This is a genomic window from Streptomyces sp. NPDC042371, from assembly GCF_056437465.1.
In genome coordinates this window covers 493,356-519,618 of the sequence record NZ_JBWKAP010000002.1, presented here as the reverse complement: position 1 = coordinate 519,618, position 26,263 = coordinate 493,356, and the positions used below count along the sequence as shown (strand labels likewise).

Annotated in this window: 25 protein-coding genes; 8 read left to right on the top strand and 17 right to left on the bottom strand. The window is 71.8% G+C overall.

Annotation, left to right across the window (positions count from 1 at the left end; translation table 11 throughout):
- The first annotated feature begins 165 nt into the window (after window positions 1-165).
- Window positions 166-555 (top strand): hypothetical protein, encoded by a 390-nt coding sequence (locus tag AC068B_RS08060; protein WP_478669802.1) that lies wholly within the window; start codon window positions 166-168, stop codon window positions 553-555.
- Here AC068B_RS08060 and AC068B_RS08055 read toward each other — a convergent pair.
- Complete coding sequence (locus AC068B_RS08055) at window positions 552-2,117, bottom strand: MDR family MFS transporter (protein WP_478669801.1); 1,566 nt, start codon at window positions 2,115-2,117, stop codon at window positions 552-554. The two genes, AC068B_RS08060 and AC068B_RS08055, sit on opposite strands and share 4 nt — an antisense overlap.
- A gap of 27 nt (window positions 2,118-2,144) precedes the next feature.
- Complete coding sequence (locus AC068B_RS08050; protein ID WP_478669799.1) at window positions 2,145-2,765, bottom strand: NADPH-dependent FMN reductase; 621 nt, start codon at window positions 2,763-2,765, stop codon at window positions 2,145-2,147.
- A 92-nt stretch (window positions 2,766-2,857) separates the two neighbouring features.
- On the opposite strand from AC068B_RS08050, the gene AC068B_RS08045 reads away from it, so the two are divergent.
- Window positions 2,858-3,598: a TetR/AcrR family transcriptional regulator gene (locus AC068B_RS08045; RefSeq protein WP_478669797.1), complete on the top strand. Its 741-nt coding sequence runs from the start codon at window positions 2,858-2,860 to the stop codon at window positions 3,596-3,598.
- A gap of 55 nt (window positions 3,599-3,653) precedes the next feature.
- On the opposite strand, the gene AC068B_RS08040 is transcribed toward AC068B_RS08045, so the two are convergent.
- Genes AC068B_RS08040 through deoC form a run of 3 tightly spaced genes read right to left on the bottom strand, consistent with a single transcriptional unit; the run spans window position 3,654 to window position 6,911 of the window.
- Window positions 3,654-4,538 carry an aldehyde dehydrogenase family protein gene (locus tag AC068B_RS08040; protein WP_356251097.1) on the bottom strand — a complete coding sequence of 295 codons (885 nt, stop codon included), beginning with the start codon at window positions 4,536-4,538 and terminating at the stop codon, window positions 3,654-3,656.
- Complete coding sequence (locus AC068B_RS08035; RefSeq protein ID WP_468556322.1) at window positions 4,531-5,967, bottom strand: aldehyde dehydrogenase family protein; 1,437 nt, start codon at window positions 5,965-5,967, stop codon at window positions 4,531-4,533. The genes AC068B_RS08040 and AC068B_RS08035 overlap by 8 nt, the downstream gene beginning before the upstream one ends.
- Before the next feature lie 5 nt (window positions 5,968-5,972).
- Window positions 5,973-6,911, bottom strand: coding sequence for a deoxyribose-phosphate aldolase (gene deoC, locus AC068B_RS08030; protein WP_356252339.1), 939 nt, complete (start codon window positions 6,909-6,911; stop codon window positions 5,973-5,975).
- A gap of 88 nt (window positions 6,912-6,999) precedes the next feature.
- Between deoC and AC068B_RS08025 the strand changes: the two genes are divergently transcribed.
- The gene (locus tag AC068B_RS08025; protein ID WP_478669795.1) at window positions 7,000-7,638 is read left to right on the top strand and encodes a PH domain-containing protein; all 639 of its coding nucleotides are present in this window, start codon (window positions 7,000-7,002) and stop codon (window positions 7,636-7,638) included.
- Window positions 7,639-7,671: 33 nt separating this feature from the next.
- Here AC068B_RS08025 and AC068B_RS08020 read toward each other — a convergent pair whose 3' ends face one another.
- The 4 genes from AC068B_RS08020 to AC068B_RS08005 all read right to left on the bottom strand — a co-directional run bounded on the left by AC068B_RS08020 (window position 7,672) and on the right by AC068B_RS08005 (window position 13,506).
- Window positions 7,672-8,949, bottom strand: a complete 1,278-nt coding sequence (locus tag AC068B_RS08020; protein ID WP_478669793.1) for a hypothetical protein — start codon at window positions 8,947-8,949, stop codon at window positions 7,672-7,674.
- A 153-nt stretch (window positions 8,950-9,102) separates the two neighbouring features.
- Complete coding sequence (locus tag AC068B_RS08015; RefSeq protein WP_478669791.1) at window positions 9,103-10,755, bottom strand: phospho-sugar mutase; 1,653 nt, start codon at window positions 10,753-10,755, stop codon at window positions 9,103-9,105.
- A gap of 1,384 nt (window positions 10,756-12,139) precedes the next feature.
- Window positions 12,140-12,964: a purine-nucleoside phosphorylase gene (locus AC068B_RS08010; RefSeq protein WP_468556330.1), complete on the bottom strand. Its 825-nt coding sequence runs from the start codon at window positions 12,962-12,964 to the stop codon at window positions 12,140-12,142.
- A 104-nt stretch (window positions 12,965-13,068) separates the two neighbouring features.
- Window positions 13,069-13,506, bottom strand: coding sequence for a gamma-glutamylcyclotransferase family protein (locus AC068B_RS08005; RefSeq protein WP_055568517.1), 438 nt, complete (start codon window positions 13,504-13,506; stop codon window positions 13,069-13,071).
- A gap of 121 nt (window positions 13,507-13,627) precedes the next feature.
- Between AC068B_RS08005 and AC068B_RS08000 the strand changes: the two genes are divergently transcribed.
- Window positions 13,628-15,076: an NAD(P)H-quinone dehydrogenase gene (locus AC068B_RS08000; protein ID WP_478669789.1), complete on the top strand. Its 1,449-nt coding sequence runs from the start codon at window positions 13,628-13,630 to the stop codon at window positions 15,074-15,076.
- Between the two features lie 176 nt (window positions 15,077-15,252).
- Window positions 15,253-16,224: a DeoR/GlpR family DNA-binding transcription regulator gene (locus tag AC068B_RS07995; RefSeq protein WP_356251076.1), complete on the top strand. Its 972-nt coding sequence runs from the start codon at window positions 15,253-15,255 to the stop codon at window positions 16,222-16,224.
- 78 nt (window positions 16,225-16,302) lie between these two features.
- Here AC068B_RS07995 and AC068B_RS07990 read toward each other — a convergent pair whose 3' ends face one another.
- The 4 genes from AC068B_RS07990 to AC068B_RS07975 all read right to left on the bottom strand — a co-directional run bounded on the left by AC068B_RS07990 (window position 16,303) and on the right by AC068B_RS07975 (window position 20,006).
- A complete protein-coding gene (locus AC068B_RS07990) occupies window positions 16,303-16,866 on the bottom strand; it encodes a TetR/AcrR family transcriptional regulator (RefSeq protein WP_478670291.1) in 564 nt (187 codons plus the stop codon).
- A 115-nt stretch (window positions 16,867-16,981) separates the two neighbouring features.
- Window positions 16,982-17,155, bottom strand: a complete 174-nt coding sequence (locus AC068B_RS07985; RefSeq protein WP_468556335.1) for a hypothetical protein — start codon at window positions 17,153-17,155, stop codon at window positions 16,982-16,984.
- Between the two features lie 5 nt (window positions 17,156-17,160).
- The gene (locus AC068B_RS07980; protein ID WP_478669786.1) at window positions 17,161-18,051 is read right to left on the bottom strand and encodes a hypothetical protein; all 891 of its coding nucleotides are present in this window, start codon (window positions 18,049-18,051) and stop codon (window positions 17,161-17,163) included.
- Window positions 18,052-18,233: 182 nt separating this feature from the next.
- A complete protein-coding gene (locus tag AC068B_RS07975; RefSeq protein WP_478669785.1) occupies window positions 18,234-20,006 on the bottom strand; it encodes an acetyl/propionyl/methylcrotonyl-CoA carboxylase subunit alpha in 1,773 nt (590 codons plus the stop codon).
- 355 nt (window positions 20,007-20,361) lie between these two features.
- Here AC068B_RS07975 and AC068B_RS07970 point away from each other — a divergent pair, with 355 nt between their 5' ends.
- A complete protein-coding gene (locus tag AC068B_RS07970) occupies window positions 20,362-20,793 on the top strand; it encodes a hypothetical protein (protein ID WP_478669782.1) in 432 nt (143 codons plus the stop codon).
- Window positions 20,794-20,815: 22 nt separating this feature from the next.
- Here AC068B_RS07970 and AC068B_RS07965 read toward each other — a convergent pair whose 3' ends face one another.
- The 4 genes from AC068B_RS07965 to AC068B_RS07950 all read right to left on the bottom strand — a co-directional run bounded on the left by AC068B_RS07965 (window position 20,816) and on the right by AC068B_RS07950 (window position 23,576).
- Window positions 20,816-21,424 (bottom strand): nucleoside triphosphate pyrophosphatase, encoded by a 609-nt coding sequence (locus AC068B_RS07965; RefSeq protein WP_478669781.1) that lies wholly within the window; start codon window positions 21,422-21,424, stop codon window positions 20,816-20,818.
- A gap of 61 nt (window positions 21,425-21,485) precedes the next feature.
- Window positions 21,486-21,614 carry a morphogenic membrane protein MmpB gene (mmpB, locus tag AC068B_RS07960; protein WP_356251059.1) on the bottom strand — a complete coding sequence of 43 codons (129 nt, stop codon included), beginning with the start codon at window positions 21,612-21,614 and terminating at the stop codon, window positions 21,486-21,488.
- 102 nt (window positions 21,615-21,716) lie between these two features.
- Entirely contained in the window at window positions 21,717-21,923 is a 207-nt protein-coding gene (locus AC068B_RS07955) for an acyl-CoA carboxylase epsilon subunit (protein ID WP_306335357.1), read from the bottom strand.
- Between the two features lie 24 nt (window positions 21,924-21,947).
- On the bottom strand, window positions 21,948-23,576 hold the full coding sequence (locus AC068B_RS07950; RefSeq protein ID WP_356251056.1) for an acyl-CoA carboxylase subunit beta: 1,629 nt from the start codon (window positions 23,574-23,576) through the stop codon (window positions 21,948-21,950).
- Between the two features lie 126 nt (window positions 23,577-23,702).
- On the opposite strand from AC068B_RS07950, the gene AC068B_RS07945 reads away from it, so the two are divergent.
- Together AC068B_RS07945 and AC068B_RS07940 are read left to right on the top strand one after the other, a co-directional pair.
- The gene (locus AC068B_RS07945) at window positions 23,703-24,566 is read left to right on the top strand and encodes a biotin--[acetyl-CoA-carboxylase] ligase (RefSeq protein WP_478669778.1); all 864 of its coding nucleotides are present in this window, start codon (window positions 23,703-23,705) and stop codon (window positions 24,564-24,566) included.
- Between the two features lie 417 nt (window positions 24,567-24,983).
- Window positions 24,984-26,201 (top strand): adenylate/guanylate cyclase domain-containing protein, encoded by a 1,218-nt coding sequence (locus tag AC068B_RS07940; protein WP_478669775.1) that lies wholly within the window; start codon window positions 24,984-24,986, stop codon window positions 26,199-26,201.
- The last annotated feature ends 62 nt before the right edge of the window (window positions 26,202-26,263 follow it).

The following is a 26,263-nucleotide window of genomic DNA, read 5'->3' as shown; positions in this document are numbered from 1 at the left end:
GTGTCCGCGTGGACGGGAGCCATTATCAACCGAGGCGCCCGGGATCGGACTCCCCCGTCGCCACGCGGGCCGTCCCGCGAGTCGCCCTTTGGTTCCGACGGGGCCGGTCAACTACGCTACGTGCTCGCTCGATTACTCAACGACGCATGGATGTGAGCGGTACCCATGGCACGACACGCAGTGAAGAAGCTTCCCCGGCCCGGCTCGCGCGCGCTGCTGCGGGCGGGGCTCACCGTCACGGCGGCGGGTGCGGCCCTCGGGGTGGGGGGCACGGCGAGTGCCGGTGCGGTGGAGCCGGGGCCCGCGGCGTCTCCGATGCAGGCCCTCACGACGGCGGTGCACCATTCGGCGGCGGGCGGACTCGCGCCGGTCAAGGACCTCCAGCTGGACCCGCTGGCCAACACCGGTGCCGATCCGCTCGACAACACGCTCGGGACGCAGGTCGCGGACTTCAAGCCGGTCGACACGGGCTTCGTCACCGGCCCGCTGACCTCGGGGGCCTCGCTGAGTGAGCTGCCGCTGGTGGGCCGGGCGACGGGGCTGCTGCCGAGTTAGGCGGCGGAGGGGGTGGAGGGGGTGGCCGTCGTCTTCGGCTCCGGCGGCTCCGGCGCTTCCGGCGGCTGTGGTGCCTTCGATCGCAGGGGGACCTCGCGGATCAGCCAGGCCGCCGCGAAGGTGAGTGCGCACAGCACGGCCGTGCCTGCCATGACGCCGTGCAGCCCGCCGGTGACCCCGGCCCGGAAGGCTTCCCGCGCCGGTTCGGGGAGGTCGTGCAGGAGTGCGGGGGTCAGCTCGCCGCCCGCGAGGCGCTCGCCGTCCTGGCCGAGCCGGTCCATGAGGGTGTCGGTCATGCGGCCGGTGTAGACGGATCCGAGCACCGCGACGCCGAGCGAGCCGCCGATGGTGCGCAGGAGCGCGTTGGTGCCGCTGGCGGCCCCCATGTCGCGGAGCTCCGCGCTGTTCATGGTGATCAGCAGCGACGGCTGCAGCAGGCAGCCGAGGCCCGCGCCCAGGACGAACGTCAGCGCGGACGCCACGGCCGTGGCCGTGTCCACGCCCACCGTCAACAGGGCCAGCGCGCCCACCGTGGCGACGGCCCCGCCCACGATCGGATACGCCCGGTACGTGCCGCCGTTGCCGACCACCCGGCCGATGTAGAGCTGCGCGCCCATCATGCCCAGCATCAGCGGGAGCAGCAGGAGGCCGCTCTCCGTCGACGACGTGCCGCGGACGAACTGCACGTACTGCGGCAGATAGCTGGCCGCCCCCATCATCGCCGCGCCCGCGAGGAAGGTGAGGACCTGGGCGAGCGTGAAGTTGCGGTCGTGGAACAGGCGGGGCGGAACGACCGGTTCGGGGGCGCCGCGCTCCACGCGGGCGAAGGCGGCGAGCGAGACCGCCGCGAGCAGCGCGAGGCCGCCGATCTGCGGCGAGAGCCAGTCGTACGTCGTGCCGCCCCAGGTGCCGAGCAGCGTGAGCGCCAGGATGCCCGCCGTGAGGAGGCCCGCGCCCGCGTAGTCGATCCGGGCCGTGCGGCGCTCGCCGGGCAGCCGCACGAGGAGGCCGACGAGCAGGAGCGCGGCGGCGCCGACGGGCAGGTTGACGTAGAAGACCCAGCGCCAGTCCAGCTGGTCGGTGAGGAAGCCGCCGAGCAGCGGGCCGCCGATCATCGCGACGGGCAGCATGACGCCGATCATCGACTGGGAGCGCCCCGCCTGTGCGGGTGTCAGCAGCGTCCCCATGAGGGACATCGCACCCACGAAGAGGCCGCCCGCGCCGAGGCCCTGGAGGGCGCGGAACGCGATCAACTGCTCCATGTTCTGGGCGAGTCCGCAGAGCACGGAGCCGATGAGGAAGGCCGTGATGGAGGTCAGATAGCTGCCCTTGCGGCCGTACAGGTCGCCGACCTTGCCCCAGATCGGGGTGGAGACGGCGGCGGCGAGCAGATAGGCCGTCACCACCCACGAGAAGTGACCGAGGCCGCCGAGGTCACCGACGATCGTCGGGAGCGCGGTGCCGACGATCGTGCCGTCGAGCGTCGCCAGGATGATGCCGAGCAGCAGGCCGAGAATGGCGAGAGGGGAGGGCGGGGCGGTTGTTTCCGTACGCTGGGTCATGGCGTCCTCGATGTGGGTGACGTGGCGTCAGGCGGCGTACGGGCGGGCGGACCTGGCCTCGCGCAGGGACAGCGCCCACCAGGCGAGCTGGTCGAGCATGGTCTTCACCGCGGCGTCGCTCGCCGGTTCCGTCATCTGCTGCGCCTCGTCGAACAGGCCCCACACGTTGTGCAGGCTGACGGTGTTGCGGATCGTCGTCGCGTGCAACTCGGCCATGACGACCCGGAGGTGCTCGACCGCGCGCAGGCCGCCGGAGATGGCGCCGTAGGAGACGAAGCCGATCGGCTTGGCGTGCCACTGCTCGTTGTGCCAGTCGATGGCGTTCTTCAGGGACGCCGGGTAGCTGTGGTTGTACTCCGGCGTGATGAAGACGAAGGCGTCGGCCGCCGCCAGGCGTGGTGTGACCAGCGCGAGGGCCTCGGTGGTGCCGGGGGCGGGCGGCTGCCCGAAGGCGGGCAGGACCATGGGCAGCGGGGTCTCGGCCAGGTCGATGACGTCCACGGTCATGTCGTCGCGCTGGTCGAGGTGGCCCTTGATCCACCGGGTGACGACGGGCGCGAAGCGGCCCTCGCGGGTGCTGCCGACGAGGATCGCGATGCGGAGCGGGGCCGGGATCGAAGTGGAAGTGGAAGTGCTGGTGGTGGTCATGGGGTCCCCCTGGGGTGAATGTGTACGGCGTATCCTTCGCGTACAACGTACACACAGATGTGTACGGCGTCTACAAGAGATACGGTGTACGCATGGCCACACAGAAGAAGGTCGAGCCCGAGGTCTCGCTCTGGGAACGCATGGAGCGCCCGGCCGCCACGCAGCGTGCCGCGCTGACGCCGCAGAAGATCGCGGAGGTCGCGGTGAAGGTCGCCGACGCCGAGGGCTTCACGGCCGTCACCATGCGCCGCCTCGCCACCGAGCTGGGCGTCGCGCCCATGGCCGCGTACCGCCATGTCTCGGGCAAGGACGACCTGTGGGCGCTGATGGTCGACCGGGTCACGGCCGAGGTCGTCGTCCCCGACGACCTGACCGGCTGGCGGGAGGTCCTGCGCGCGTACGCCGTCGGCAGCCGTCGGCTGATGCTGGCGCACCCCTGGCTCGCCCAACTGCCCACGCCGCACTTCGCCCTGACGCCCAACCGGATGGCCATGGCCGACCGGCAGCTGGCGGCACTGGAGCACCACGGCCTCGACGCCGACACGATCATGACGGCCTTCCGTACCGTCGGCGCCTATGTGCACGGCGTCGGGCAGGCGGAGGTGGCACTGAGCCAGTACATGCAGGACAACGGCTGGACCAGCGGCGACGATGCGCGCCGCGGGCTCGCGCCGCAGATGATGTATCTGATGAGCACCGGCCGCTACCCGGCCTACAAGCGCTATGCCCTCGGGGCGGGCCGCAAGGACGACGCCGCCTGGCAGTTCGAGACGGGGCTCGACTGCGTCCTGGACGGCATCGGGGTGCGGCTGGGCCTCGATCCGCGGGCATGACGGAGCCCCGGCCCCCTGGACGGAGGGGGCCGGGGCTCCGGTGCGCGGCGGTTGGCTAGTAGGCCGAGCCGGACGCGCCGAGCGAACCCGTCGGGTGCCAGACCGTCTTGGTCTCCAGGAAGGCCGTCAGGCGGTGCGTGCCGGGGTCGGCCGACCAGTCCACAGGCTGTGGACGGAGCACGCGCTTGAGGTTGTCCGCCGCCGCGACCTCCAGCTCGCGCGCCAGCTCCGCGTCCGCGCCCGTCAGGTCGATCGCGTTGACGTCCTGGTGGGCGGCGAGCGGGGCCGCGATCTCGGCGGTCTTGCCGGTGAGGATGTTGACCACGCCGCCGGGCACGTCCGACGTCGCGAGGACCTCACCGAGCGAAAGCGCGGGGAGCGGGGACTTCTCGGAGGCGATCACGACGACCGTGCTGCCCGTCGCGATCACCGGGGCGATCACCGAGACCAGGCCGAGGAACGACGACTTCTGGGGCGCGGCGACCGCGACCACACCCGTCGGCTCCGGCGTCGACAGGTTGAAGAACGGGCCCGCGACCGGGTTCGCCCCGCCCACGACCTGGGCGATCTTGTCGGTCCAGCCCGCGTACCAGACCCAGCGGTCGATCGCCGCGTCGACCTGGGCGGCGGCCTTGGACTTGGAGATGCCCTCCGCGTCCGCCACCTCCCGTACGAACTGGTCCTTGCGGCCCTCCAGCATCTCCGCGACGCGGTAGAGGACCTGGCCCCTGTTGTACGCGGTCGCGCCCGACCAGCCGCCGAACGCCTTGCGCGCGGCGACGACCGCGTCACGGGCGTCCTTGCGGGAGGAGAGGGGCGCGTTCGCCAGCCACTTGCCCTTTGAGTCGGTCACCTCGTACACCCGGCCGCTCTCGCTGCGGGGGAACTTGCCCCCGACGTACAGCTTGTAGGTCTTGAAAACCGTGAGTCGGTCAGACATCGAGGTACGCCTCCAGCCCGTGCCGGCCGCCCTCGCGGCCGTGGCCCGACTCCTTGTAGCCGCCGAACGGCGACGTCGGGTCGAACTTGTTGAAAGTGTTGGCCCAGACGACGCCCGCCCGGAGCTTGTTCGCGACCGCGAGGATGCGCGAGCCCTTCTCCGTCCAGATGCCCGCGGAGAGCCCGTACTGCGTGTTGTTGGCCTTGGCGACCGCCTCGTCCGGCGTGCGGAACGTGAGGACGGACAGCACCGGGCCGAAGATCTCGTCACGGGCGACGGTGTGCGCCTGCGTGACGTTGGTGAAGAGCGTCGGCGCGAACCAGTAACCGGAGGACGGCAGTTCGCACGGCGCCGACCAGCGCTCTGCGCCCTCCGCCTCACCGGTCTCGGCGAGCGCGGAGATGCGGGCGAGCTGCTCGGCGGAGTTGATGGCGCCGATGTCGGTGTTCTTGTCCAGCGGGTCGCCCAGGCGGAGGGTGGAGAGCCGCCGCTTGAGGGAGTCGAGCAGTTCGTCCTGGATCGACTCCTGTACGAGGAGACGCGACCCGGCGCAGCAGACCTGGCCCTGGTTGAAGAAGATGCCGGTGACGATGCCCTCGACGGCCTGGTCGATGGGGGCGTCGTCGAAGACGATGTTCGCGCCCTTGCCGCCCAGTTCGAGCGTGACCTTCTTGTCGGTGCCCGCGACCTGGCGCGCGATGGACTTGCCGACGGCGGTGGAGCCCGTGAAGGCGACCTTGTTCACGTCCGGGTGGGCGGTCAGGGCCGCGCCCGCGTCGCCGTACCCGGGAAGGATGTTGACGACGCCCTTGGGCAGACCCGCCTGGCGGCAGATGTCCGCGAAGAACAGGGCGCTCAGGGGGGTCGTCTCGGCGGGCTTCAGGACGACCGTGTTGCCGGTCGCGAGCGCCGGGGCGATCTTCCAGGCCAGCATCAGGAGCGGGAAGTTCCACGGGATGACCTGGCCCGCGACGCCGAGCGGCGCCGGGTTCGGGCCGTACCCCGCGTGGTCGAGCTTGTCGGCCCAGCCCGCGTAGTAGAAGAAGTGCGCGGCGACCAGGGGGAGGTCGGCGTCGCGTGTCTCCTTGATGGGCTTTCCGTTGTCCAGGGTCTCCAGGACGGCCAGCTCGCGGCTGCGCTCCTGGATGATCCGGGCGATCCGGAAGAGGTACTTGGCGCGCTCGGCGCCCGGCAGCGCCGACCACTTCTCGAAGGCCTTGCGGGCGGCCTTCACGGCGCGGTCGACGTCTTCGGAGGAGGCCCGCGCGACCTCGGAGAGGACCTCTTCGGTGGACGGGGAGACCGTCTTGAAGACCTTGCCGTCGGCGGCCTCGGTGAACTCGCCGTCGATGAACAGGCCGTACGAAGGGGCGATGTCGACGACGGAGCGGGACTCGGGCGCCGGAGCGTACTCGAAGGGGGAAGTCATGGTGATCAGTCCACCGTCACGTAGTCGGGGCCGGAGTAGCGGCCGGTGGCCAGCTTCTGGCGCTGCATCAGCAGGTCGTTCAGGAGCGACGAGGCGCCGAAGCGGAACCAGTGGTTGTCCAGCCAGTCGGGACCCGCAGTCTCGTTCACCAGCACGAGGAACTTCACCGCGTCCTTGGTGGAGCGGATGCCGCCCGCGGGCTTCACGCCGATCTGCACGCCGGTCTGCGCGCGGAAGTCGCGGACCGCCTCCAGCATGAGCAGGGTGTTGGCCGGGGTGGCGTTGACGCCGACCTTGCCGGTCGAGGTCTTGATGAAGTCGGCGCCCGCGATCATGCCGATCCAGCTGGCGCGCTTGATGTTGTCGTACGTCGAGAGCTCGCCGGTCTCGAAGATGACCTTGAGGCGGGCGGTGCCGCAGGCTTCCTTCACGGCGCGGATCTGCTCGAACACCGTCATGTAGTCGCCCGAGAGGAACGCGCCCCGGTCGATGACCATGTCGATCTCGTCGGCGCCCGCCGCGACGGCCTCGCGCACGTCGCCGAGCTTCACCTCGATGGCCGCGCGGCCCGCGGGGAAGGCGGTCGCGACGGACGCGACCTTCACGCCGCTGGTCCCGACGGCCTCCTTGGCGGTGGCGACCATGTCCGGATAGACGCAGACGGCGGCGGTGCGCGGCGTCTCACGGTCGGTGGGGTCCGGATGCACGGCCTTCGCGCCGAGCGCCCGGACCTTGCCCGGGGTGTCGGCGCCCTCGAGCGTCGTCAGGTCGATCATCGAAATGGCCAGGTCGATGGCGTACGCCTTCGCCGTGGTCTTGATCGAACGGGTACCGAGCGAGGCGGCACGCGCCTCCAGGCCGACCGCGTCGACGCCGGGCAGTCCGTGAAGGAAGCGGCGGAGCGTGCTGTCGGACGCTGTCACGTCAGCGAATGCAGTGGGCATGGTCACGAGGGGAGCATATCTACGCGCGTAGCTGCTGTACAGGGGTGGGGCCCGGGGCCCCGGGCCGGCCTTCAGGCAGAATCAGGGTATGAGCGACCCCCAGAACCCCGTGGCGGAGCCCGCGTACAAGGACCGCACCTTCCGGTCCCCGGCCGGTATCGCCGGCGGTGTCCTGCTGCTCGCCCTGGGCGCCTGGCTCGGCATCGACGCGGCGATCCGCGGCGAGGGCCGCACCCCGTGGCTCGCGCTCGCCGGACTGCTCTTCGCGGTGCCGCTGGTCGTCGCGTTCACCGTGCGGCCCGCCGTGTACGCGAACGACGACCGGATCCGGATCCGCAACCCCTTCAGGACCGTCACGCTGCCGTGGGCGTCCATCGCGACGCTCCGCTCCGGCTACTCCAACGAGGTCCTCACCAACGCCGGAACCAAGTTCCAGCTCTGGGCGATCCCCGTCTCGCTGCGCGGCCGCAAGAAGGCGGCGCGCAGGCATTCGCAGGCCGCGGCGTCCGGCGACCCGACGACGGGCGGCCGCCGCTTCCTCGACCCCAGCGCACCGCCCACCCGCGCGGCGGGCGACCAGTCCATGGACGAGCTCCGCGAACTCGCCGAACAGCGGGCCGACGCGGAGTCCGCGCAGGGCGAGCCGGTGGTCCGCTGGGCCTATGAGGTTGTCGTGCCGTGTGTTGTGGGTGCGGTGTTGCTGGCTGTGTTGCTCGCGGTGACCTGAGGGGGTGCGTGGGGCGCTTGAGGGGGGTGGGTTTTACGGAGGGCCGTGCCACCCCAGGAGCATGTGGCCGCCGAACACCGCCGACATGAGCGCCGCCGCGGTCAGCAGCGTCACGAGCACGTGCGTCCTCGCGCGCGCCAGGGCCACCGCGACCGGCAGCAGCAGTGGGAAGCCGGGCAGCAGGAAGCGGGCCCGGGGGAAGTAGACGCCGCTGCTGCCGAGCACGATCACCAGCAGCAGACCGCTGAAGACCAGCAGCGGCAGCGGCTGCCGGTCGCCCGCCGACAGCACGAAGAGCACGACCGCCCCCAAGAGGACCGCCGTCACCATCGCCACGAACAGCGCGGGGCGCTCGGCCAGGAACAGGTCCCGCATCCGCCGCAGCGTCCCGACGCCGCCGTCCCACTCGTTGCGCCACAGCTTCTGTACGGCGAAGTAGCCGTCCCAGCGGCCGAGGCGCAGGCCCACCCAGCCGACGTACGAGAGCCAGCCGAGGGGGGCGATGAGGGCGCCCAGGAGGGGGCGGGCCGTGGAGGGGCGGGGCGGAGTGGTGGTCTGGCGCTCTGCGAAGGGGCGGTGCGGAGTGAAGGGGCGGTGTACGGCGAGTAGCGCGGTGAGGGACACCGCCGCGGCCACCGCCACGCCCGTGGGGCGGGTGAGCCCCGCCAGTGCGGCGAGGGAGCCCGCCCACAGCCAGCGCCCGCTCAGCACCGCGTACAGCGACCACGCGCAGAGGGCCGTGAACAGCGACTCCGTGTAGCCCATCCACTGCACGAGAGCCACGGGCAGGCTGCCCCAGAGGACGGCGAGGACGACCCCGGCCCTGCGCCCGTACAGCCGGTCGCCCACCGCGAAGATCCCCCACGCGGCGAGGAGCGAGGCGGCCAGCGACACCGACAGGCCCGCGGCGCCCCTCGGCAGCCACGGCATGACGGCGTCCCCTGCCCTGACGAGCAGCGGGTACAGCGGGAAGAAGGCGAGGTTGTTGCCGTCGACGCGGCTGCCGAGCTCGTGGGCGTAGCCGTTCTGGGCGATCTTCAGGTACCAGTCGCAGTCCCAGGACTCTATGAGCAGGTGCCGCACGCCGCGGTGGTCGCGGTGGGCCCACACGGTGAGCACCAGGAGGCCGAGGGCGCGTACGGCCGTGTATGCGGCTAGGGCGGGGGAGGCGTGGCGCAGGGCGTTGGCCGTGCGTGCGGCGAGGCCGTGGGGCGTGCGTGCCGGGTTGTGGGGGTTCCTGGACTCGGGTACGCGGGAGGGGGCTGCGGTTGTGTCTGTCGCTTTGGTCGACTCGGAGATTCCGTACGGCACTGCGGCGGCTCCCGGAACGTGAAAGTGCGCTACCGGTCGTCCCTTCCTGGGAAGACCGGTAGCGCACCGGGTCACTGCGGCAGTCGCGTCAGCGGAACCACTCGGACGGGTGGTTCGGTGCGGTACGCGCTTGGGCTCGGGCTCGGGGTCTTGTCAGATGCCCGCTGCCGCCGACAGGTCGCGCTTGATGGCGGAGAGGAGGTCCGTCGCTCGGGCGTGGGCCGCGGGCAACGCGGCCTTGTCCACCACCGGGACGACCACTTCGAGGTAGCACTTGAGCTTCGGCTCGGTGCCGCTGGGGCGGACGATGACGCGGGCGCCGTCGAGCGTGTAGCGCAGGCCGTCCGTGGGCGGCAGCGTCTCCGTGCCGCGCGTCAGGTCCTCCGCCTTCGTCACGGGCAGGCCCGCGAGCTCCGTCGGCGGCTGCTCGCGCAGGCGGCCCATCGCGTCCGCGATCACGGACAGGTCCTCCACGCGGACCGACAGCTGGTCGGTGGCGTGCAGGCCGTGCTCCACGGCCAGGTCGTCCAGGAGGTCGAGGACCGTGCGGTTCTCCTCCTTGAGCTCGGACGCGAGCTCCATGAGCAGGAGCGCCGCCGTGATGCCGTCCTTGTCGCGTACGCCCTCGGGGTCGACGCAGTAGCCGAGCGCCTCCTCGTAGCCGTAGCGCAGGCCGTCGACGCGGGCGATCCACTTGAAGCCGGTCAGGGTCTCCTCGTACGGGAGGCCCGCCTTCTCGGCGATCCGGCCCAGGAGGGAGGAGGAGACGATCGACTCCGCGAAGGTGCCGTGGGCGCCGCGGCGGACGAGGTGGGCGGCGAGGAGGGCGCCGACTTCGTCGCCTCGGAGCATGCGCCAGTTGTTGCCGTCCCGCACCGCTGCCGCGCAGCGGTCCGCGTCCGGGTCGTTGGCGATGATCAGGTCGGGGGTGGGGGTGGTGCGGGCCGCCGTCGCGAAGGACAGGTCCATCGCGCCCGGCTCCTCCGGGTTCGGGAACGCGACCGTGGGGAAGTCCGGGTCCGGCTCGGCCTGCTCGGCGACGAGCGTGGGCGCGGGGAAGCCTGCGCGGGCGAACGCGGCGAGGAGGGTGTCCTTGCCGACGCCGTGCATCGCCGTGTAGACGGCGCGGGCGGTGCGGGGGGAGCCGGGGGACAGGACGGCGTCCGTGCGGGCCAGGTAGGCCTCCAGGACGCCTTCGTCAAGGGTGTCCCAGCCGGTGTCCGGGCGGGGGACGTCGTGGAGGCTCGCGATGGCGTCGATCTCGGCGGCGATCTCCGCGTCGGCGGGCGGGACGATCTGGGAGCCGTCGCCGAGGTAGACCTTGTAGCCGTTGTCGCGCGGAGGGTTGTGGCTGGCTGTGACCTCTACGCCTGCCACCGCGCCGAGGTGCCTTATGGCGAAGGCGAGGACGGGGGTGGGGAGGGGGCGGGGGAGGACGGCCGCGCGGAGGCCGGCGCCGGTCATCACCGCGGCGGTGTCGCGGGCGAAGTCGGCGGACTTGTGGCGGGCGTCGTAGCCGATGACGACGAGGCCGTCGGTCTGGCCCTTGCTCTTCAGGTACGCGGCGAGACCGGCGGCGGCGCGGATCACCACGGAGCGGTTCATCCGCATGGGGCCCGCGCCCAGTTCGCCGCGGAGGCCCGCGGTGCCGAACTGGAGGGTGCCTGCGAAGCGTGCGGTGAGCTCGGCGAGGTCCTGGGCGTCGATGAGCTTGCCGAGCTCTTCGCGGGTCTCGGGGTCCGGGTCCTCGGCAAGCCAGGACTGGGCCTGCGCGATGAGCTCTGAGGTGGCGGAGGTGTCCTGCACGGGTTCTTCAGCCTCTCGTTACGCGGTGTCTGGCGGGGGCGCCTTGGGCGGGGTGCGCTTGGGGTTCGGTTGTGGGGGCGTCTCGTGCGCGGCTGGGAGCCGGTGGGGCTCGGTGCGCCTGGGGTTCGGTTGTGGGTGCGGGGCCGCGGGGGTATGTACGTACTCGCTATCCCTGCGCCACGTCGGATGTTTCTGAACGTCGGGGTGTGCTCGGTGCTCCGTGCGCACATACCCCCACGTCCCCTCCGGTATCGCTCGCGGCTGCGGACCGGTGGGGGTGCCCGCGGTGTCTGCCGTCTCGCGTGCGCGTACGCGTACGGGGCGGTGGGGGTGCTGCGCTGTGCCCGCGGCCCTTGTTGTCGTATCGCTTGCGGCTGCGGCTGCGGCTGCGGCTGCGGCTGCGGCTGCGGGGCGGGCCGTCGCGTCGCTGCCGCCCCGCCACGTGGCAGGTCGGTTGCCTCTTGCCTCTGCTGCCTCGGTGCGGTGCAACTTCTGGCCCTGGTCTGGTGGATGCGGGGCGAACCGTGCCCGCCCCGGCCCGTCCCGCTTTCGCGGTGCGGTGCGGTGCGGTGCGAGAGAGACCGAGCCTGCCCACCCCGCTCTCGCGGTGCGAGTGGATCCGGTCCGCCCCGCTCTCGGGGTGCGAGTGGATCCGGTCCGCCCCGCTCTCGGGGTGCGAGTGGATCCGGTCCGCCCCGCTCTCGCGGTGCGAGTGGATTCGGTCCGCCCCGCTCTCGCGGTGCGAGTGGATTCGGTCCGCTCCGCTCTCGCGGCGCGGAGCCGGTGCCCCGCTGGCCACGCCCCCGCGGTGCGAAGCCGAGGGGTGCCCGTCCCCACCGCTGCGGTGCGAAGCCGGGTGCCCCGATAGTTCCCACCCCCGCGGTGCGCGGAGTCGAGAGACCCCGCCCCCACCCCCGCGGTGCGCGGAGTCGAGAGACCCCGCCCCCACTCGCGCGGGTGTGGAACTGAGAGACGTCCGCCCCCACTCCGCGGTGCGGGACCGAGGGACGTCCGCCCCCACCCCGCGGTGCGGGACCGAGGGACGTCCGCCCCACCCCGCGGTGTGGAACCGAGGGACGTCCGCCCCACCCCGCGGTGTGGAACCGAGGGACGTCCGCCCCCACTCCGCGGTGCGGAACCGAGTACCCCACCCGCCCCCCCACCCCCGCATGCGGAGCCGGGTGCCCCCCACCCGCCCCCACCCCGCCGTGTGGAGCCGGGTGCCCCCCCGCCCCTACCCCCACCCCGCGGTGCGGGGTAAACGGGTGGGTGGGTGGGGAGCATCCGCCGCGGAGCGGCGGGGCTGGTTGGGCGGGGCTTTGTGGGGCGTGGAGGCTAGGTGGGGGTCGGGCGGGGATGGGGAAGGCGCGCCCCGTCAGGGGAGTCAGACGCGGCCCAGGACCTTGCCGAGGAGTTCGCCCATGCGGGTGGCGCTGTCGCGGCCCGCCTGGAGGACCTCCTCGTGGTTGAGGGGCTCGCCCGTCATGCCCGCGGCGAGGTTCGTGACCAGGGAGATGCCGAGGACCTCCGCACCCGCCTCGCGGGCCGCGATGGCCTCGAGGACGGTGGACATGCCGACCAGGTCCGCACCGATGGTGCGGGCCATGCGGATCTCCGCCGGGGTCTCGTAGTGCGGGCCGGGGAACTGCGCGTAGACGCCCTCTTCGAGGGAGGGGTCGATCTCCTTGCAGAGGGCGCGCAGCCGCGGGGAGTAGAGGTCGGTGAGGTCCACGAAGTTCGCCCCGACGATCGGGGACGTCGCCGTGAGGTTCAGGTGGTCGCTGATCAGCACCGGCTGGCCGGGGCGCATGCCCTCGCGCAGGCCACCGCAGCCGTTGGTCAGCACGATGGTCTTGCAGCCCGCGGCGACGGCGGTGCGGACGCCGTGCGAGACGGCGGCCACGCCACGGCCCTCGTAGTAGTGGGTGCGGCCCAGGAAGACCAGCACACGCCTGTCGCCGATCTTGAAGGAGCGGATGCGGCCGCCGTGCCCCTGGACCGCCGGCGGCGGGAAGCCGGGCAGCTCGGTGACGGCGAAGTCCGCCTCGGGCTCGCCCAGCGCGTCGACGGCCGGCGCCCAGCCGGAGCCCATCACGAGAGCGACGTCGTGGGTCTCTGCGCCCGTGAGCTCGCGCAGGCGCGCGGCGGCGGCGTCGGCGGCGGCGTAGGGGTCGCCCTGGATGTCGTCCGGAATAACTGAAGCGTTCACGCGGACGAGAGTAGCCGCTCATGGCCTACGCGCGTAGATGACGATGCTTACGGGATTGGGATCGTTGTCTTGTCGTTTCCGACGAGGGGGACGGCGGTGGGCCGCTAGCAGGGGCGCTTGCGGAGTTCCATCACGTAGTCGTGGGGGGCACCGGCCGATTCGGCGGCGTCCGCCAGTTCTCCCAGGTAGCGCGCCGAGGGAAGCCCGCCCTCGTAACCGTTGAGGACGTACACCCAGGCGGGTTCCTCGCCCTCCAGGGTGTCCACGCGGACCCGCATGCGCCGGTAGATGTCGAGGCCGACGCCCTCCCAGCGGTCCATGGAGTCCTCGTCCATGGGGGCGATGTCGTACAGGGTGACGAAGACCTGGGAGCGCGGCGCCTCGACGAGCGTGGCGAGCGCGCCTTCCCAGCCCATGTGTTCCCCGCCGAACGTGAGCCGCCAGCCGGTCAGCCACCCGGTCGCGCGCAGCGGTGAGTGCGGTGCGCGGCGTGACATGAGCCGCGGATCCAGATTGCCGGCGTACGCGGCGTAGAGCGACATGTGGTCGAGGGTACGGCAGCAATCAAGTGCACCCCTCCTGGAACGGAAGGACCGCCCGGACGAGGGGCCGTCGCACGAACGGAGGCCCCCGGGGCGTGAGCACCTTGAAGCGTGCGGGACAATGGAGTACGTGACTCGGATCGTGATCATTGGCGGCGGACCCGGCGGATACGAGGCGGCTCTTACGGCCGCCCAGCTCGGCGCGGAGGTGACCGTCGTCGATTGCGACGGTCTGGGCGGGGCGTCGGTGCTCACCGACTGCGTGCCGTCCAAGACTCTGATCGCCACGGCCGAGGTGATGACCACCTTCGATTCGTCGTACGAAGAGCTCGGCATCATCGTCGCGGACGACACCCCGCACATCGACACCCCCGCGCGCGTGGTCGGCGTCGACCTGGGCAAGGTCAACCGCCGTGTGAAGCGGCTCGCGCTCGCGCAGTCCCACGACATCACCGCGTCGGTGACGCGGGCCGGTGCGCGCGTGCTGCGCGGCCGTGGCCGGATCGAGGGGCAGCAGGACGTCGACGGGTCGCGGAAGGTCGTCGTGCGGGCCGCGGACGGGAGTGAGGAGACTCTTGTTGCCGATGCGGTACTGATCGCGACCGGCGGGCATCCGCGTGAGGTGCCCGACGCCCAGCCCGACGGCGAGCGGATCCTGAACTGGACGCAGGTCTACGACCTCGACGAGCTGCCCGAGGAGCTCATCGTGGTCGGCTCGGGTGTGACGGGTGCCGAGTTCGCCGGTGCCTATCAGGCGCTCGGGTCGAACGTGACCCTGGTGTCGAGCCGTGACCGGGTGCTTCCCGGTGAGGACCCGGACGCCGCCGCCGTCCTGGAGGACGTCTTCCGGCGCCGCGGCATGAACGTGATGTCCCGCTCCCGTGCCGCTTCCGCCAAGCGCGTCGGCGACCGGGTCGAGGTCACCCTCGACGACGGACGCGTCATCTCCGGCTCGCACTGTCTGATGGCCGTCGGCGCCATCCCGAACAGCAGCGGCATGGGCCTGGAGGAGGCCGGGGTCAGGCTGAAGGACTCCGGGCACATCTGGACCGACAAGGTGTCGCGGACGTCGGCCCCCGGCGTGTACGCCGCCGGTGACGTGACCGGGATCTTCGCGCTGGCCTCCGTCGCCGCCATGCAGGGGCGCATCGCGATGTACCACTTCCTGGGCGACGCCGTGCAGCCGCTGAACCTGAAGGCCGTGTCGGCGAACGTCTTCACCGACCCGGAGATCGCGACCGTCGGCTACAGCCAGGCCGACGTCGACGGCGGAAAGATCGACGCCCGCGTGGTGAAGCTGCCGCTGCTGCGCAATCCGCGCGCGAAGATGCAGGGCATCCGCGACGGCTTCGTCAAGATCTTCTGCCGCCCCGGCACGGGCATCGTGGTCGGCGGTGTGGTCGTCGCACCGCGCGCTTCGGAACTGATCCACCCCATCTCGATCGCGGTCGACAACAATCTGACGGTCGAGCAGATCGCGAATGCGTTCACCGTGTACCCGTCCCTTTCGGGGTCGATCGCGGAGGTGGCGCGTCAGCTGCACACGCGGAAGACGGCGGGCGAGGGCTGATCGGGCCGACGGCCCGAATCAACTCTTTGCAGGTCACGCACTGTTGTCGCCCATTCGCGCGGCATAGGCGGGGAGAGTAGGCACCTATACCACTTCCCACCCTGCTGTGCGAACAACTTCTGTAATTCGGCGCAAACTGCTGAAAGCAGACGGTCGTTGGGGTTACTGTCAGTTTCGTGTTCGCTGCAGAACGTCGTCAATTGATCCTCGAAATGGTGCGAGCCAACGGGGCGGTATCGCTCCGTGAGCTCGCCCGCGTCGTCCAGACCTCCGAAGTGACCGTACGGCGGGACGTGCGCGCACTGGAGGCAGAAGGACTCCTCGACCGCCGACATGGCGGTGCGGTATTGCCGGGCGGATTCACGCGGGAGTCCGGCTTTCCGCAGAAATCACATCTCGCGACCGCCGAGAAGACGGCCATCGCCGATCTCGCGGCGGGCCTCGTCGAAGAGGGCGAAGCCATCGTCGTCGGGGCGGGTACGACCACGCAGGAGCTGGCCCGACGGCTCGCGCGGGTACCCGGCCTGACCGTCGTCACCAACTCTCTCCTGGTGGCACAGGCGTTGGCCCACGCCAACAGGGTGGAAGTCGTCATGACCGGCGGCACCCTGCGCGGCTCGAACTACGCGCTGGTGGGCAGCGGGGCCGAGCAGTCCCTCCAGGGGCTGCGGGTCTCACGGGCCTTCCTGTCGGGCAGTGGTCTGACCGCCGAGCGCGGCCTCTCCACGTCCAACATGCTCTCCGCGAGCGTGGATCGCGCACTGGTCCAGGCGGCGGCCGAGGTCGTGGTCCTCGCCGACCACACCAAGCTCGGCACCGACACGATGTTCCAGACGGTGCCGACGGACGTCATCACCCGCCTGGTCACGGACGAACCGCCGGGGCACGACGACCGTGCCGCGACGGAACTGCAGGCCCTGGCCGACCAGGGCGTGCAGATCACGGTGGCGGGCGGCGCCACAGGCCCTAACTCCGCGCCCGGTGTCGACTCCGTCCCGGCGGGGCGCCAGCCGCGCCGGGACGTGCCCCTGCCGGGTCAGCGTCGCAATCACGGGGCGGGCCCGGGCCAGCAACTGCGCAGCGCGCTCCTCGGGGAACAGCCCCCCGGGGAACGGGCGGCGCGGGTCGCGGACCTGCGCCGCCGCTGAACCCGGCGGCCGCGGGACCGTCGGGCAGGGTCTCCGTGCCGTCACGGACCGTGACGGCATACCGGGCAGGCACGGGCGTTATGCCGGTGTCTGCCCGTCGGCCTTCAGCCCCCGCAGGGTCAGCGTGAGCAGGCGGTCGGCCAGCTCCGGATCGTCCGGAGTCTCCTCGGCCGCCAGGGAGATCGCGTTGGTCAGCTGGAGCAGGTCGCCGATGGAGACGTCGGGGCGCACCGCCCCCGCCTCCTGCGCGCGGACGAGCAGCGCCGTGCCCGCCTCACGCATGGGCATGCTGCACTGCGCGAGCGCCGAAGTGTCGTCGTGCGACGCCGACATGAGCGCGCTCGACAGGCCGCGATACTCACCCGCATGAGTGATGATGGCGCGCAGCCACGCCACCAGCGCGGAGCAGGGCTGCGGGTCGTCGAGCAGGGCGTGCGAGCGCGTGAGGAGGTCGCACACCGCGTCCTTCCAGACCGCGCTCATCAGCGCGTGCCGGTTGGGGAAGTGCCGGTAGAGCGTGCCGATGCCCACGCCCGCGCGGCGCGCCACGTCCTCCAGGGACGTGCCCGTGCCGTGCTCGGCGAAGGCGGAGCGCGCCTCGGCGAGCAGCCGGTCGTAGTTGCGGCGGGCGTCGGCCCGCATCGCGCGCGCCGACTGTGCCGCCTGCTGCGGCGCTCTCGCCTGCTGGCCCGTGCCGGTCGTCATCCCCGCACCCTTCGTGAACGTACGCGTCCCTCAAGGATGCCACTGCCCGTGCTCAGGGATCCTGGCGGGCGAAGAAGGCGTCCAGCTCCGCGCGGGCCCTGCGCTCGCGGCGGTGCGGCGGCAGCGATCCGCCGCTCACGTTCCGGGTCAGCCACAGGACCAGCGGATACGTGACACAGGTGCCGAGGACCAGGCCGCTCAGCACACCGGTGACCAGCTCACTCATGATCATCAACTCACCTTCGTACGGGACTTCTTGGAGCCGCGCCCGGCTGCCGCGGCGGGACCGGGGTCGCGGAAGCCGTCCCGGGCCGTCGCGATCATCGTGGCGCCGTTGTCAGGGACCACCGCGCCGTAGCCGAGCAGCCGCCAGCGTGCGTCGACGGCATCGCTTTCGTAGTACGGCACCGGGCCCGCGTCCGACGGCACCAGGAGCGGCTCGGGCCCCTTCGCGCAGGCGTGGCAGGCGGCGACCTCCTCGGTGCCTTCCGGGGCGCCGGGCAGCGCCACGCGGGCGTGCCCGCGCTCGTGCAGCGGGTTGAAGTAGCAGGGCGGGTCGGGCCGCAGCGGCCGCTCCGTCACCAGGGCCTCCAGGGCGCGCATCCCGATGCGGCTGAACTCGACCGCCGCCACGAGCTCGCCGAGCGCGTGGGCCGCGTCGTACGCGGGGTCGGGGCTCCGTGGTCCTTCGCAGGGCGGGGCGATCACCGAGTTGCTGGCCTGGATCGACGCCGTGACCGCGAACGAGGCGAGCTCCGCGCGCAGTTGCGGGGTGAGCGAGCAGGTGTGGCGCAGGGTGTCGCCGAGCGCGGACGCGTCGCCGAGCAGCCCGGCCTGCCGCTCGGCGTGCGGGCGCAGGGCCTCCGGGTCGCCCGCCGGGTCCGGCGGCGGGGCCGCCCAGTCGGGCGCGGGCAGCGGCAGGGCGAAGGTGTAGGGGCGGCGTCTGCCCAGCGGAAGGTGGGTGAAGCGGCGCAGGAGCGCGACGGACAGGGCGGCGGACAGGCCTAGGACGAGCCCGGCCTCGTAGCGCTGTCCGGTGTCCGCGGTGGCCGCGAACCAGCCGGTCGTGGTGATGGCGGCCGCCGCTGAGAGCAGCCCTAGTACGTCCCCCGTGCGTTTCACTGAAGTCCCCCCGTGGCCTTCGGTTCTACGCGGGGGAGGACGCGGGGCGGGCCTGGGGCGGTTGCGCTTCTTCCGGCCGGAGTGAAGCCGGAGTGAAGGGACTGCCGCGCGGATCGGTACGGAACGCCGCAGGGCCGGGCTGGAAGAACCAGCCCGGCCCTGCGGCATGTGCGTTGCTGCGGTCAGTCCTTGATCTCGCAGATCACCGCGCCGGAGGTGAGGCTCGCGCCGACCTCCGCGGTGAGGCCCTTGATCGTGCCCGACCGGTGCGCGTTCAGGGGCTGTTCCATCTTCATGGCCTCAAGGACGACGACGAGGTCGCCCTCGTTGACCTCCTGGCCCTCCTCGACCGCGACCTTCACGATCGTGCCCTGCATGGGCGAGGCGAGGGTGTCGCCGGACGCGGCGGGACCGGACTTCTTGGCCGCGCGGCGCTTGGGGCGGGCGCCGCCCGCCGCCGCGGTGCGCGCGATGGTCATGCCGAGCGAGGAGGGCAGCGAGACCTCCAGGCGCTTGCCGCCGACCTCGACGACGACCGTCTCGCGACCGGGCTCCTCGTCCGTCTCGGTGTCCGCGGACGCCGTGAACGGCGGGATCTCGTTGACGAACTCGGTCTCGATCCACCGGGTGTGGACCGTGAACGGGTCGCTGGAGCCGGTCAGCTCGGGCGCGAACGCCGGGTCCGTGACGACGGCACGGTGGAAGGGGATGGCCGTGGCCATGCCCTCGACGTCGAACTCCGCGAGCGCGCGGGCGGCGCGCTGCAGCGCCTGCTCGCGGGTGGCGCCGGTGACGATCAGCTTGGCGAGGAGCGAGTCCCAGGCCGGGCCGATGACCGAGCCGGACTCGACGCCCGCGTCCAGGCGGACACCGGGGCCCGAGGGCGGCGCGAACGTCGTGACGGTGCCGGGCGCGGGCAGGAAGTTGCGGCCCGGGTCCTCGCCGTTGATGCGGAACTCGAAGGAGTGACCCCGCAGTTCCGGGTCTCCGTAACCGAGCTCCTCGCCGTCGGCGATGCGGAACATCTCCCGGACGAGGTCGATGCCCGCGACCTCTTCGGTGACCGGGTGCTCCACCTGCAGACGGGTGTTGACCTCCAGGAAGGAGATCGTGCCGTCGACACCGACGAGGAACTCGACGGTGCCCGCGCCGACGTAACCGGCCTCCTTGAGGATCGCCTTGGAGGCGGCGTACAGCTCGGCGTTCTGCTCGGCGGTCAGGAACGGCGCGGGCGCCTCCTCGACGAGCTTCTGGTGGCGGCGCTGCAGCGAGCAGTCACGGGTCGAGACGACCACGACGTTGCCGTGCTTGTCCGCCAGGCACTGGGTCTCGACGTGCCGCGGCTTGTCGAGGTAGCGCTCCACGAAGCACTCGCCGCGGCCGAAGGCGGCCACGGCCTCGCGCACCGCGGAGTCGTACAGCTCGGGGATCTCTTCGAGGGTGCGGGCCACCTTCAGTCCGCGGCCACCACCGCCGAACGCCGCCTTGATCGCGATGGGCAGGCCGTTCGCCTCGGCGAACGTGACGACCTCGTCGGCGCCGGACACCGGGTCGGGCGTGCCCGCGACGAGCGGGGCGCCCGCGCGCTGCGCGATGTGGCGTGCGGCGACCTTGTCGCCGAGGTCACGGATGGCCTGCGGCGGCGGGCCGATCCAGTTCAGGCCCGCGTCGATGACGGCCTGCGCGAAGTCGGCGTTCTCCGAAAGGAAGCCGTAGCCGGGGTGGATGGCATCCGCCCCCGCGTCCTTGGCCGCTGCCAGCACCTTGGAAAAGTCCAGGTAGCTGGTGGCCGGAGTGTCACCGCCCAGCGCGAACGCCTCATCGGCTGCCCGTACATGCAGAGCGTCCCTGTCAGGGTCTGCGTAGACGGCTACGCTCGCGATCCCTGCATCCCGGCATGCCCGGGCAACGCGGACAGCGATTTCGCCACGGTTGGCGATGAGCACCTTGCGCACGATGGCTCCCTCCTTGAAACAAGCCGAGTTTAGGGACTGCCGACACGGCCTTACGACCCGTCCCCAATGGTGAGCTTGCCCACACGGAGTGTGACTCGAGACCGGCTAGGTTCGCGAAAACCCTTGTCGCACCGCGGTACGCAGGGTCCCTTGACGGCAGCGTAGCCCTCCGGTGTGGCCAAGGTCTCTGTGAGTCAGCGCTGCGGACGCGGGGCTTTCTTTGTGGAGTCCCTACGAATGGCCCAATGATTCTTTGCCTGCGGCACAGCTCTTGTCCCGGGGTTTACCCGTTAGTAGCGTTCGCGATGGCTCGAACGTACTAGGGGTAACAGCAGCGGAAAGTGGGTGGGGCGCCGTGGCGCGCAGACCGGTGGCCTGGGTGGGCGCGATCATTCTCCTGGTGGAGGCGGTCGGCATCGCCCTCTTGAACTGGTTCCTCGGTCTCGTCGTCGACAAGCAGGACATGTCGCTCGCGGGCCTCGACCCGCACGCGATGACCGTGTCCACCTGGATCGCGGGCATCCTCTTCGGCGGCTACCTCGCGCTGTGCGGCATCGTCCTGATCCGCACCGCCGTGCGCGACCGCGCCCCCGGCACCTTCGGAAGGATCCTCCTGATCAGCTGTGCCGTCGTGCACGGGCTGCTCGGGGCCTTCTGCGTCGGCCTGGTGGGCTGGGCCGCGTTCGCGTTCATGATGGTCGTGCTCGGCCTGGTCGTCCTCACGCTCGTGGCGTACGAGAAGAAGGCGCAGCAGGAGGGCGCGGTGGCCGCTCCACAGGCCGCCTGAGCCGGGTTTCTGAGCCGGGTTCCTACTGCTGCCACAACTCCGTGATGCCGACGCCCAGTTCGCCCAGGAGACGGCGCAGCAGCGGCAGCGACAGGCCGATGACGTTGCCGTGGTCGCCGTCGATGCCGTCGATGAACGGCGCCGAGCGGCCGTCCAGCGTGAACGCCCCGGCCACGTGCAGCGGTTCGCCGCTCGCGACGTACGCGGCGATCTCGGCGTCGGAGGGCTCGCCGAAGCGGACCACGGTGGACGCCGTCGCCGACGCGTACCGCCCGGAGACGGTGTCGCGGACGCAGTGGCCGGTCTGCAGGACGCCCGCGCGGCCGCGCATGGACTTCCAGCGGGCGGTGGCCTCCTCGGCGTCGGACGGCTTGCCGAGCGCCTGGCCGTCCAGTTCGAGGACCGAGTCGCAGCCGATGACCAGCGCACCCTTGGCGTCGGGCCGCGCGGCGACCACGGACGCCTTGGCCTCGGCGAGGGCGAGGGCGAGCTCGGCGGGGGTGGGCGCGGACACCTTGTCCTCGTCGACGCCGCTGACGATCACCTCGGGGGCGAGGCCCGCCTGCCGGAGCAGGCCGAGGCGTGCGGGCGACTGGGAGGCGAGGACGAGACGGCGGGGCTGATCACTCATGCGCTCAGCGTAGCGAGCGCCCGCGCGGGCGTGGTTTGCGCGGGCGTGGTTCGCGCGGCCGTCAGTGGAGGCCCAGCACGAACATCGCGACAACCATGGCCAGGGCGAGGACGAGGCCCGCGCGGCGCATCTTCGCCTGCAGGTCCCGCATGTCCTTGGGAGGGTTGTTCTCCGGGTCCGACCACAGCATGCCTTCGATACTGCGGCCGGGTGGGCCGGGGCGCCTGAGTACGCGTACTCAAGTTCCCCCGGCCCACTGGGCTGCTACTGGCCCGCCTACCGCCGGGCGGTCCTAGCCCGGCCAGTAACTGCGGCCCCACGCCGTCGGCGAGGGCGCGGGCAGCCGGTGGCGGGCCACCCGCGCGGGGTCCGCCCAGGAGTCGGGCAGCGCGGGCGCGCCGGACGGCCGGTCCGCCACCGCCGCGGCGCGCACCTGGACCACCGCCAGGGCGGCGGCGAGCTCCTCCGGGGTCGGATTTCCGCGTACGACCTTGATCATGAGGGCTCCTTACGGGATCGCGGCTTACAGGGGGATGTTGCCGTGCTTCTTCGGAGGGAGGGATTCCCGCTTCGTCCGCAGCTGACGCAGGCCGCGCACGAGGTGGGACCGGGTCTCGGACGGCATGATCACCGCGTCGACGTAGCCGCGCTCGGCCGCCGTGTACGGGTTGAGCAGGGCGTCCTCGTACTCCTGGATGAGCCGCGTCCTGACCTCCTCGACGTCGTCCCCGGCCTCGGCGATCGTGCGGCGGTGCAGGATGTTCACCGCGCCCTGCGCGCCCATCACGGCGATCTGCGCGGTCGGCCACGCGAGGTTCAGGTCGGCGCCCAGGTGCTTGGAGCCCATCACGTCGTACGCGCCGCCGAAGGCCTTGCGCGTGATGATCGTGATCAGCGGGACGGTGGCCTCCGCGTACGCGTAGATGAGCTTCGCGCCGCGGCGGATGATGCCCGTGTGCTCCTGCTCGACGCCCGGCAGGAAGCCCGGCACGTCGACGAAGGTGATGACCGGGATGTTGAACGCGTCGCAGGTGCGGACGAAGCGGGCGCCCTTCTCCGAGGCGTCGATGTTCAGGCAGCCCGCGAACTGCGTCGGCTGGTTGGCGACGATGCCCACCGGGTGGCCCTCGACCCGGCCGAAGCCGGTGAGGATGTTCGGCGCGAACAGCGGCTGCGTCTCGAAGAACTCGGCGTCGTCCAGGACGTGCTCGATGACGCCGTGCATGTCGTACGGCTGGTTGGCGCTGTCCGGGATCAGCGTGTCCAGCGCCAGGTCCTCGTCCGTGGGCGCCAGGTCCGCCTCCTCGGGGAAGGCGGGCGGCTCGCTGAGGTTGTTCGAAGGCAGGTAGGACAGGAGGGACTTGACGTACTCGATCGCGTCCTTCTCGTCGCCCGCCATGTGGTGCGCCACGCCCGACGTGGAGTTGTGGGTGCGGGCGCCGCCCAGCTCCTCGAAGCCCACGTCCTCACCGGTGACGGTCTTGATGACGTCGGGCCCCGTGATGAACATGTGCGAGGTCTGGTCGACCATGACGGTGAAGTCGGTGATCGCCGGGGAGTAGACGGCGCCGCCCGCGCAGGGCCCGACGACCAGGCTGATCTGCGGAATCACACCCGACGCGTGCGTATTGCGGCGGAAGATCTCGCCGTACATCCCGAGGGCCATGACGCCCTCCTGGATGCGGGCGCCACCGGAGTCGTTGATGCCGATGACCGGACAGCCGGTCTTCAGCGCGAAGTCCATGACCTTGACGATCTTCTGGCCGTAGACCTCGCCGAGGGCGCCGCCGAAGACGGTGAAGTCCTGCGAGAACACGGCGACCGGACGGCCGTCCACGGTGCCGTATCCGGTCACGACGCCGTCGCCGTACGGCCGGTTCTTCTCCAGGCCGAAGTTGGTCGACCGGTGCTGGGCGAACTCGTCGAGCTCGACGAAGGAGCCTTCGTCGAGCAGGAGTTCAATGCGCTCGCGCGCCGTCAGCTTCCCCTTGGCGTGCTGCTTCTCGACCGCGCGGGCCGAGCCCGCGTGCTTGGCCTCCTCGATGCGGCGCTGCAGGTCGGCAAGTTTTCCCGCGGTCGTATGGATGTCGATGGCGCCGTCTTCGGCGGTGCGGTCTGACGCGGGCACGTTGGGCTCTTCCGGCTCGGACATCGGGATGCGGCTCCCTGCCTGCTCAAAGGTGCTTGTCTACGGCTGTGCGGCTGGCTACTGACCCGTAGCGTATCGGCGCCGATACCGTTCGGCAGTGCGTCGTTTACCACACCTAAGGTGGCTTGCATGACGCCGTCAGATGCTGAAGACAACCGCTGGTCCGACCTCGACAGGCCGCCCCTGAACGCCGCCTCGCTCCGCAGGACCCTGCTGAGGGACGGCGGGCTGTGGTCCTCGCTCGACGTGGTGGCCGCCACCGGCTCCACCAATACGGACCTCGCTGCGCGGGCCGACGAGCTCCCCGAGGGCGCGGTGCTCGTCGCCGAGGAGCAGAGCGCGGGGCGGGGCCGCCTCGACCGCCGGTGGTCGGCGCCCGCCCGCTCCGGCCTCTTCTTCTCCGTGCTGCTCAAGCCCGCCGAGGTGCCGGTCGAGCGCTGGGGGTGGCTGCCGCTGCTCACCGGTGTCGCCGTCGCCACGGGGCTCTCGCGGGTGGCGGGCGTCGACACGGCACTCAAGTGGCCGAACGACCTCCTGGTAACGGTCGGTGAACAGGAGCGCAAGGCGGGCGGCATCCTCGCGGAGCGGGCGGGCTCGGCGTCCGGCGGGGGCATCGTCGTCGGCGTCGGCCTCAACGTCACGCTGCGCGAGGACGAGCTGCCCGTGCCGACGGCGGGGTCCCTCGCCCTGGCAGGCGCGAAGGTCACGGACCGCGATCCGCTGCTGCGGGCCGTGCTGCGCTCCCTGGAGCAGTGGTACGGCGACTGGCGCGCGGCATCCGGCGACCCGGCCGCCTCCCGCCTCCAGGAGGCCTACGCGGCAGGCTGCGCGACCCTCGGCCGCCAGGTCCGCGCGGAACTCCCCGGCGACCGCTCCATCGTGGGCGAGGCGGTAGCGGTGGACGGCGACGGCCGCCTGGTCCTGGCCACGGAGGAGGGCGTGCAGCAGCCGGTAGGCGCGGGCGACATCGTCCACCTGCGCCCGGCGGGGTAGCGAAGCACCTCGCAGGGGCGCGGGGAACGGCGCGGTCGACCACGATGCACCCGCGGGTGTCGGACGGCCTAGGTACGCGCCCCGCAGGGGCGCGGGGAACGGCGCGCCCAGCCACGACGCGCCCGCAGGTCTCCGACGGCGTGGCGTGGTGTGGTGAAGGGGCGCGGGGAACTGCGCGATCAACCACGACGCGCCCGCGGGCGTCGGACGGCCTGGCCGGGCACACGCGCGGAGCGCCTCGCGGGAGTAGGGAGTGAGCTGCGGCACACCTGCCGTGCTGTGTTTGCCCGGGGGCGACCCCCGGACCCCCGGCCGTCAAGAAGCGGGTCGAGGGAGTAGGGAGTGAGCTGCGGCACACCTGCCGTAAAGTTGGCGCCGGTCGATACCTGACCGCGGCAGATCGGAAGGGCAGCAGGCGTGACCGTCGACGACACGGGCTCAGGCGAGGGCGTACACCCCGCCCCCGACGGCGGGTCCGGCCGTACCGCTGGGTCCGTGGCCGCCCGTGACGGCGGGCCGGAGGGCGCGAGGGACATGTCCGGGGTGCCCGAGGTACCCGACGTGGACGAGAAGAGCGAGGACGACGCGGAGAGGGATCCGCTCGCCCTCCGCCTCGAACAGCTCATCCTCGGCGCCGACCGCAGGTACACCCCCTTCCAGGCGGCCCGCAGCGCGGGCGTCTCGATGGAGCTGGCGTCCCGGTTCTGGCGGGCCATGGGCTTTCCGGACATCGGCCAGGCCAAGGCGCTGACCGAGGCGGACGTCCTCGCCCTGCGCCGCCTCGCGGGCCTCGTGGAGGCGGGCCTGCTGAGCGAGGCCATGGCCGTGCAGGTGGCCCGGTCGACGGGGCAGACCACCGCCCGGCTCGCCGAGTGGCAGATCGACTCCTTCCTGGAGGGGCTCACCGAGCCGCCCGAGCCCGGCATGACCCGCACCGAGGTCACGTACCCGCTGATCGAACTGCTCCTGCCCGAGCTGGAGGAGTTCCTCGTCTACGTGTGGCGGCGCCAGCTCGCCGCCGCCACCGGCCGCGTCGTGCAGGCCGCGGACGACGAGGAGATGGTGGACCGGCGCCTCGCCGTCGGCTTCGCCGACCTCGTCGGCTTCACCCGGCTGACCCGGCGCATGGAGGAGGAGGAGCTCGGCGAACTCGTCGAGGCCTTCGAGACGACCGCCGCGGACCTCGTGGCCGCCCACGGCGGACGGCTCATCAAGACCCTCGGCGACGAAGTCCTCTACGCCGCCGACGACGCGGGCGTCGCCGCTGAGATCGCACTCCGCCTCATCGAGACGATGGCCAACGACGAGACGATGCCGGAGCTGCGCGTCGGCATCGCCTTCGGGACCGTGACGACCCGCATGGGCGACGTCTTCGGCACGACGGTGAACCTCGCGAGCAGGCTGACCTCGATAGCGCCCAGGGACGCGGTCCTCGTGGACGGGGCGTTCGCGGAGGAGCTGACGCGCACGGGCGACGCGCCCGCCTCCGAGACCCAGGCCGCGGAGGAGGCCGCCGCGGCGGAGAAGGAGGGCGAGGAGCCCCCCTCCTACCGTTTCGCCCTGCAGCCGATGTGGCAGCGCCCGGTCCGCGGCCTCGGCGTCGTCGAGCCGTGGCTGCTGGCGCGAAGGGGCTGAGGAGTCCCTTCCCCCGGGGCGGGCCCGGTGACATGATCCCCGGGTAACGGTCGTTAACCGGA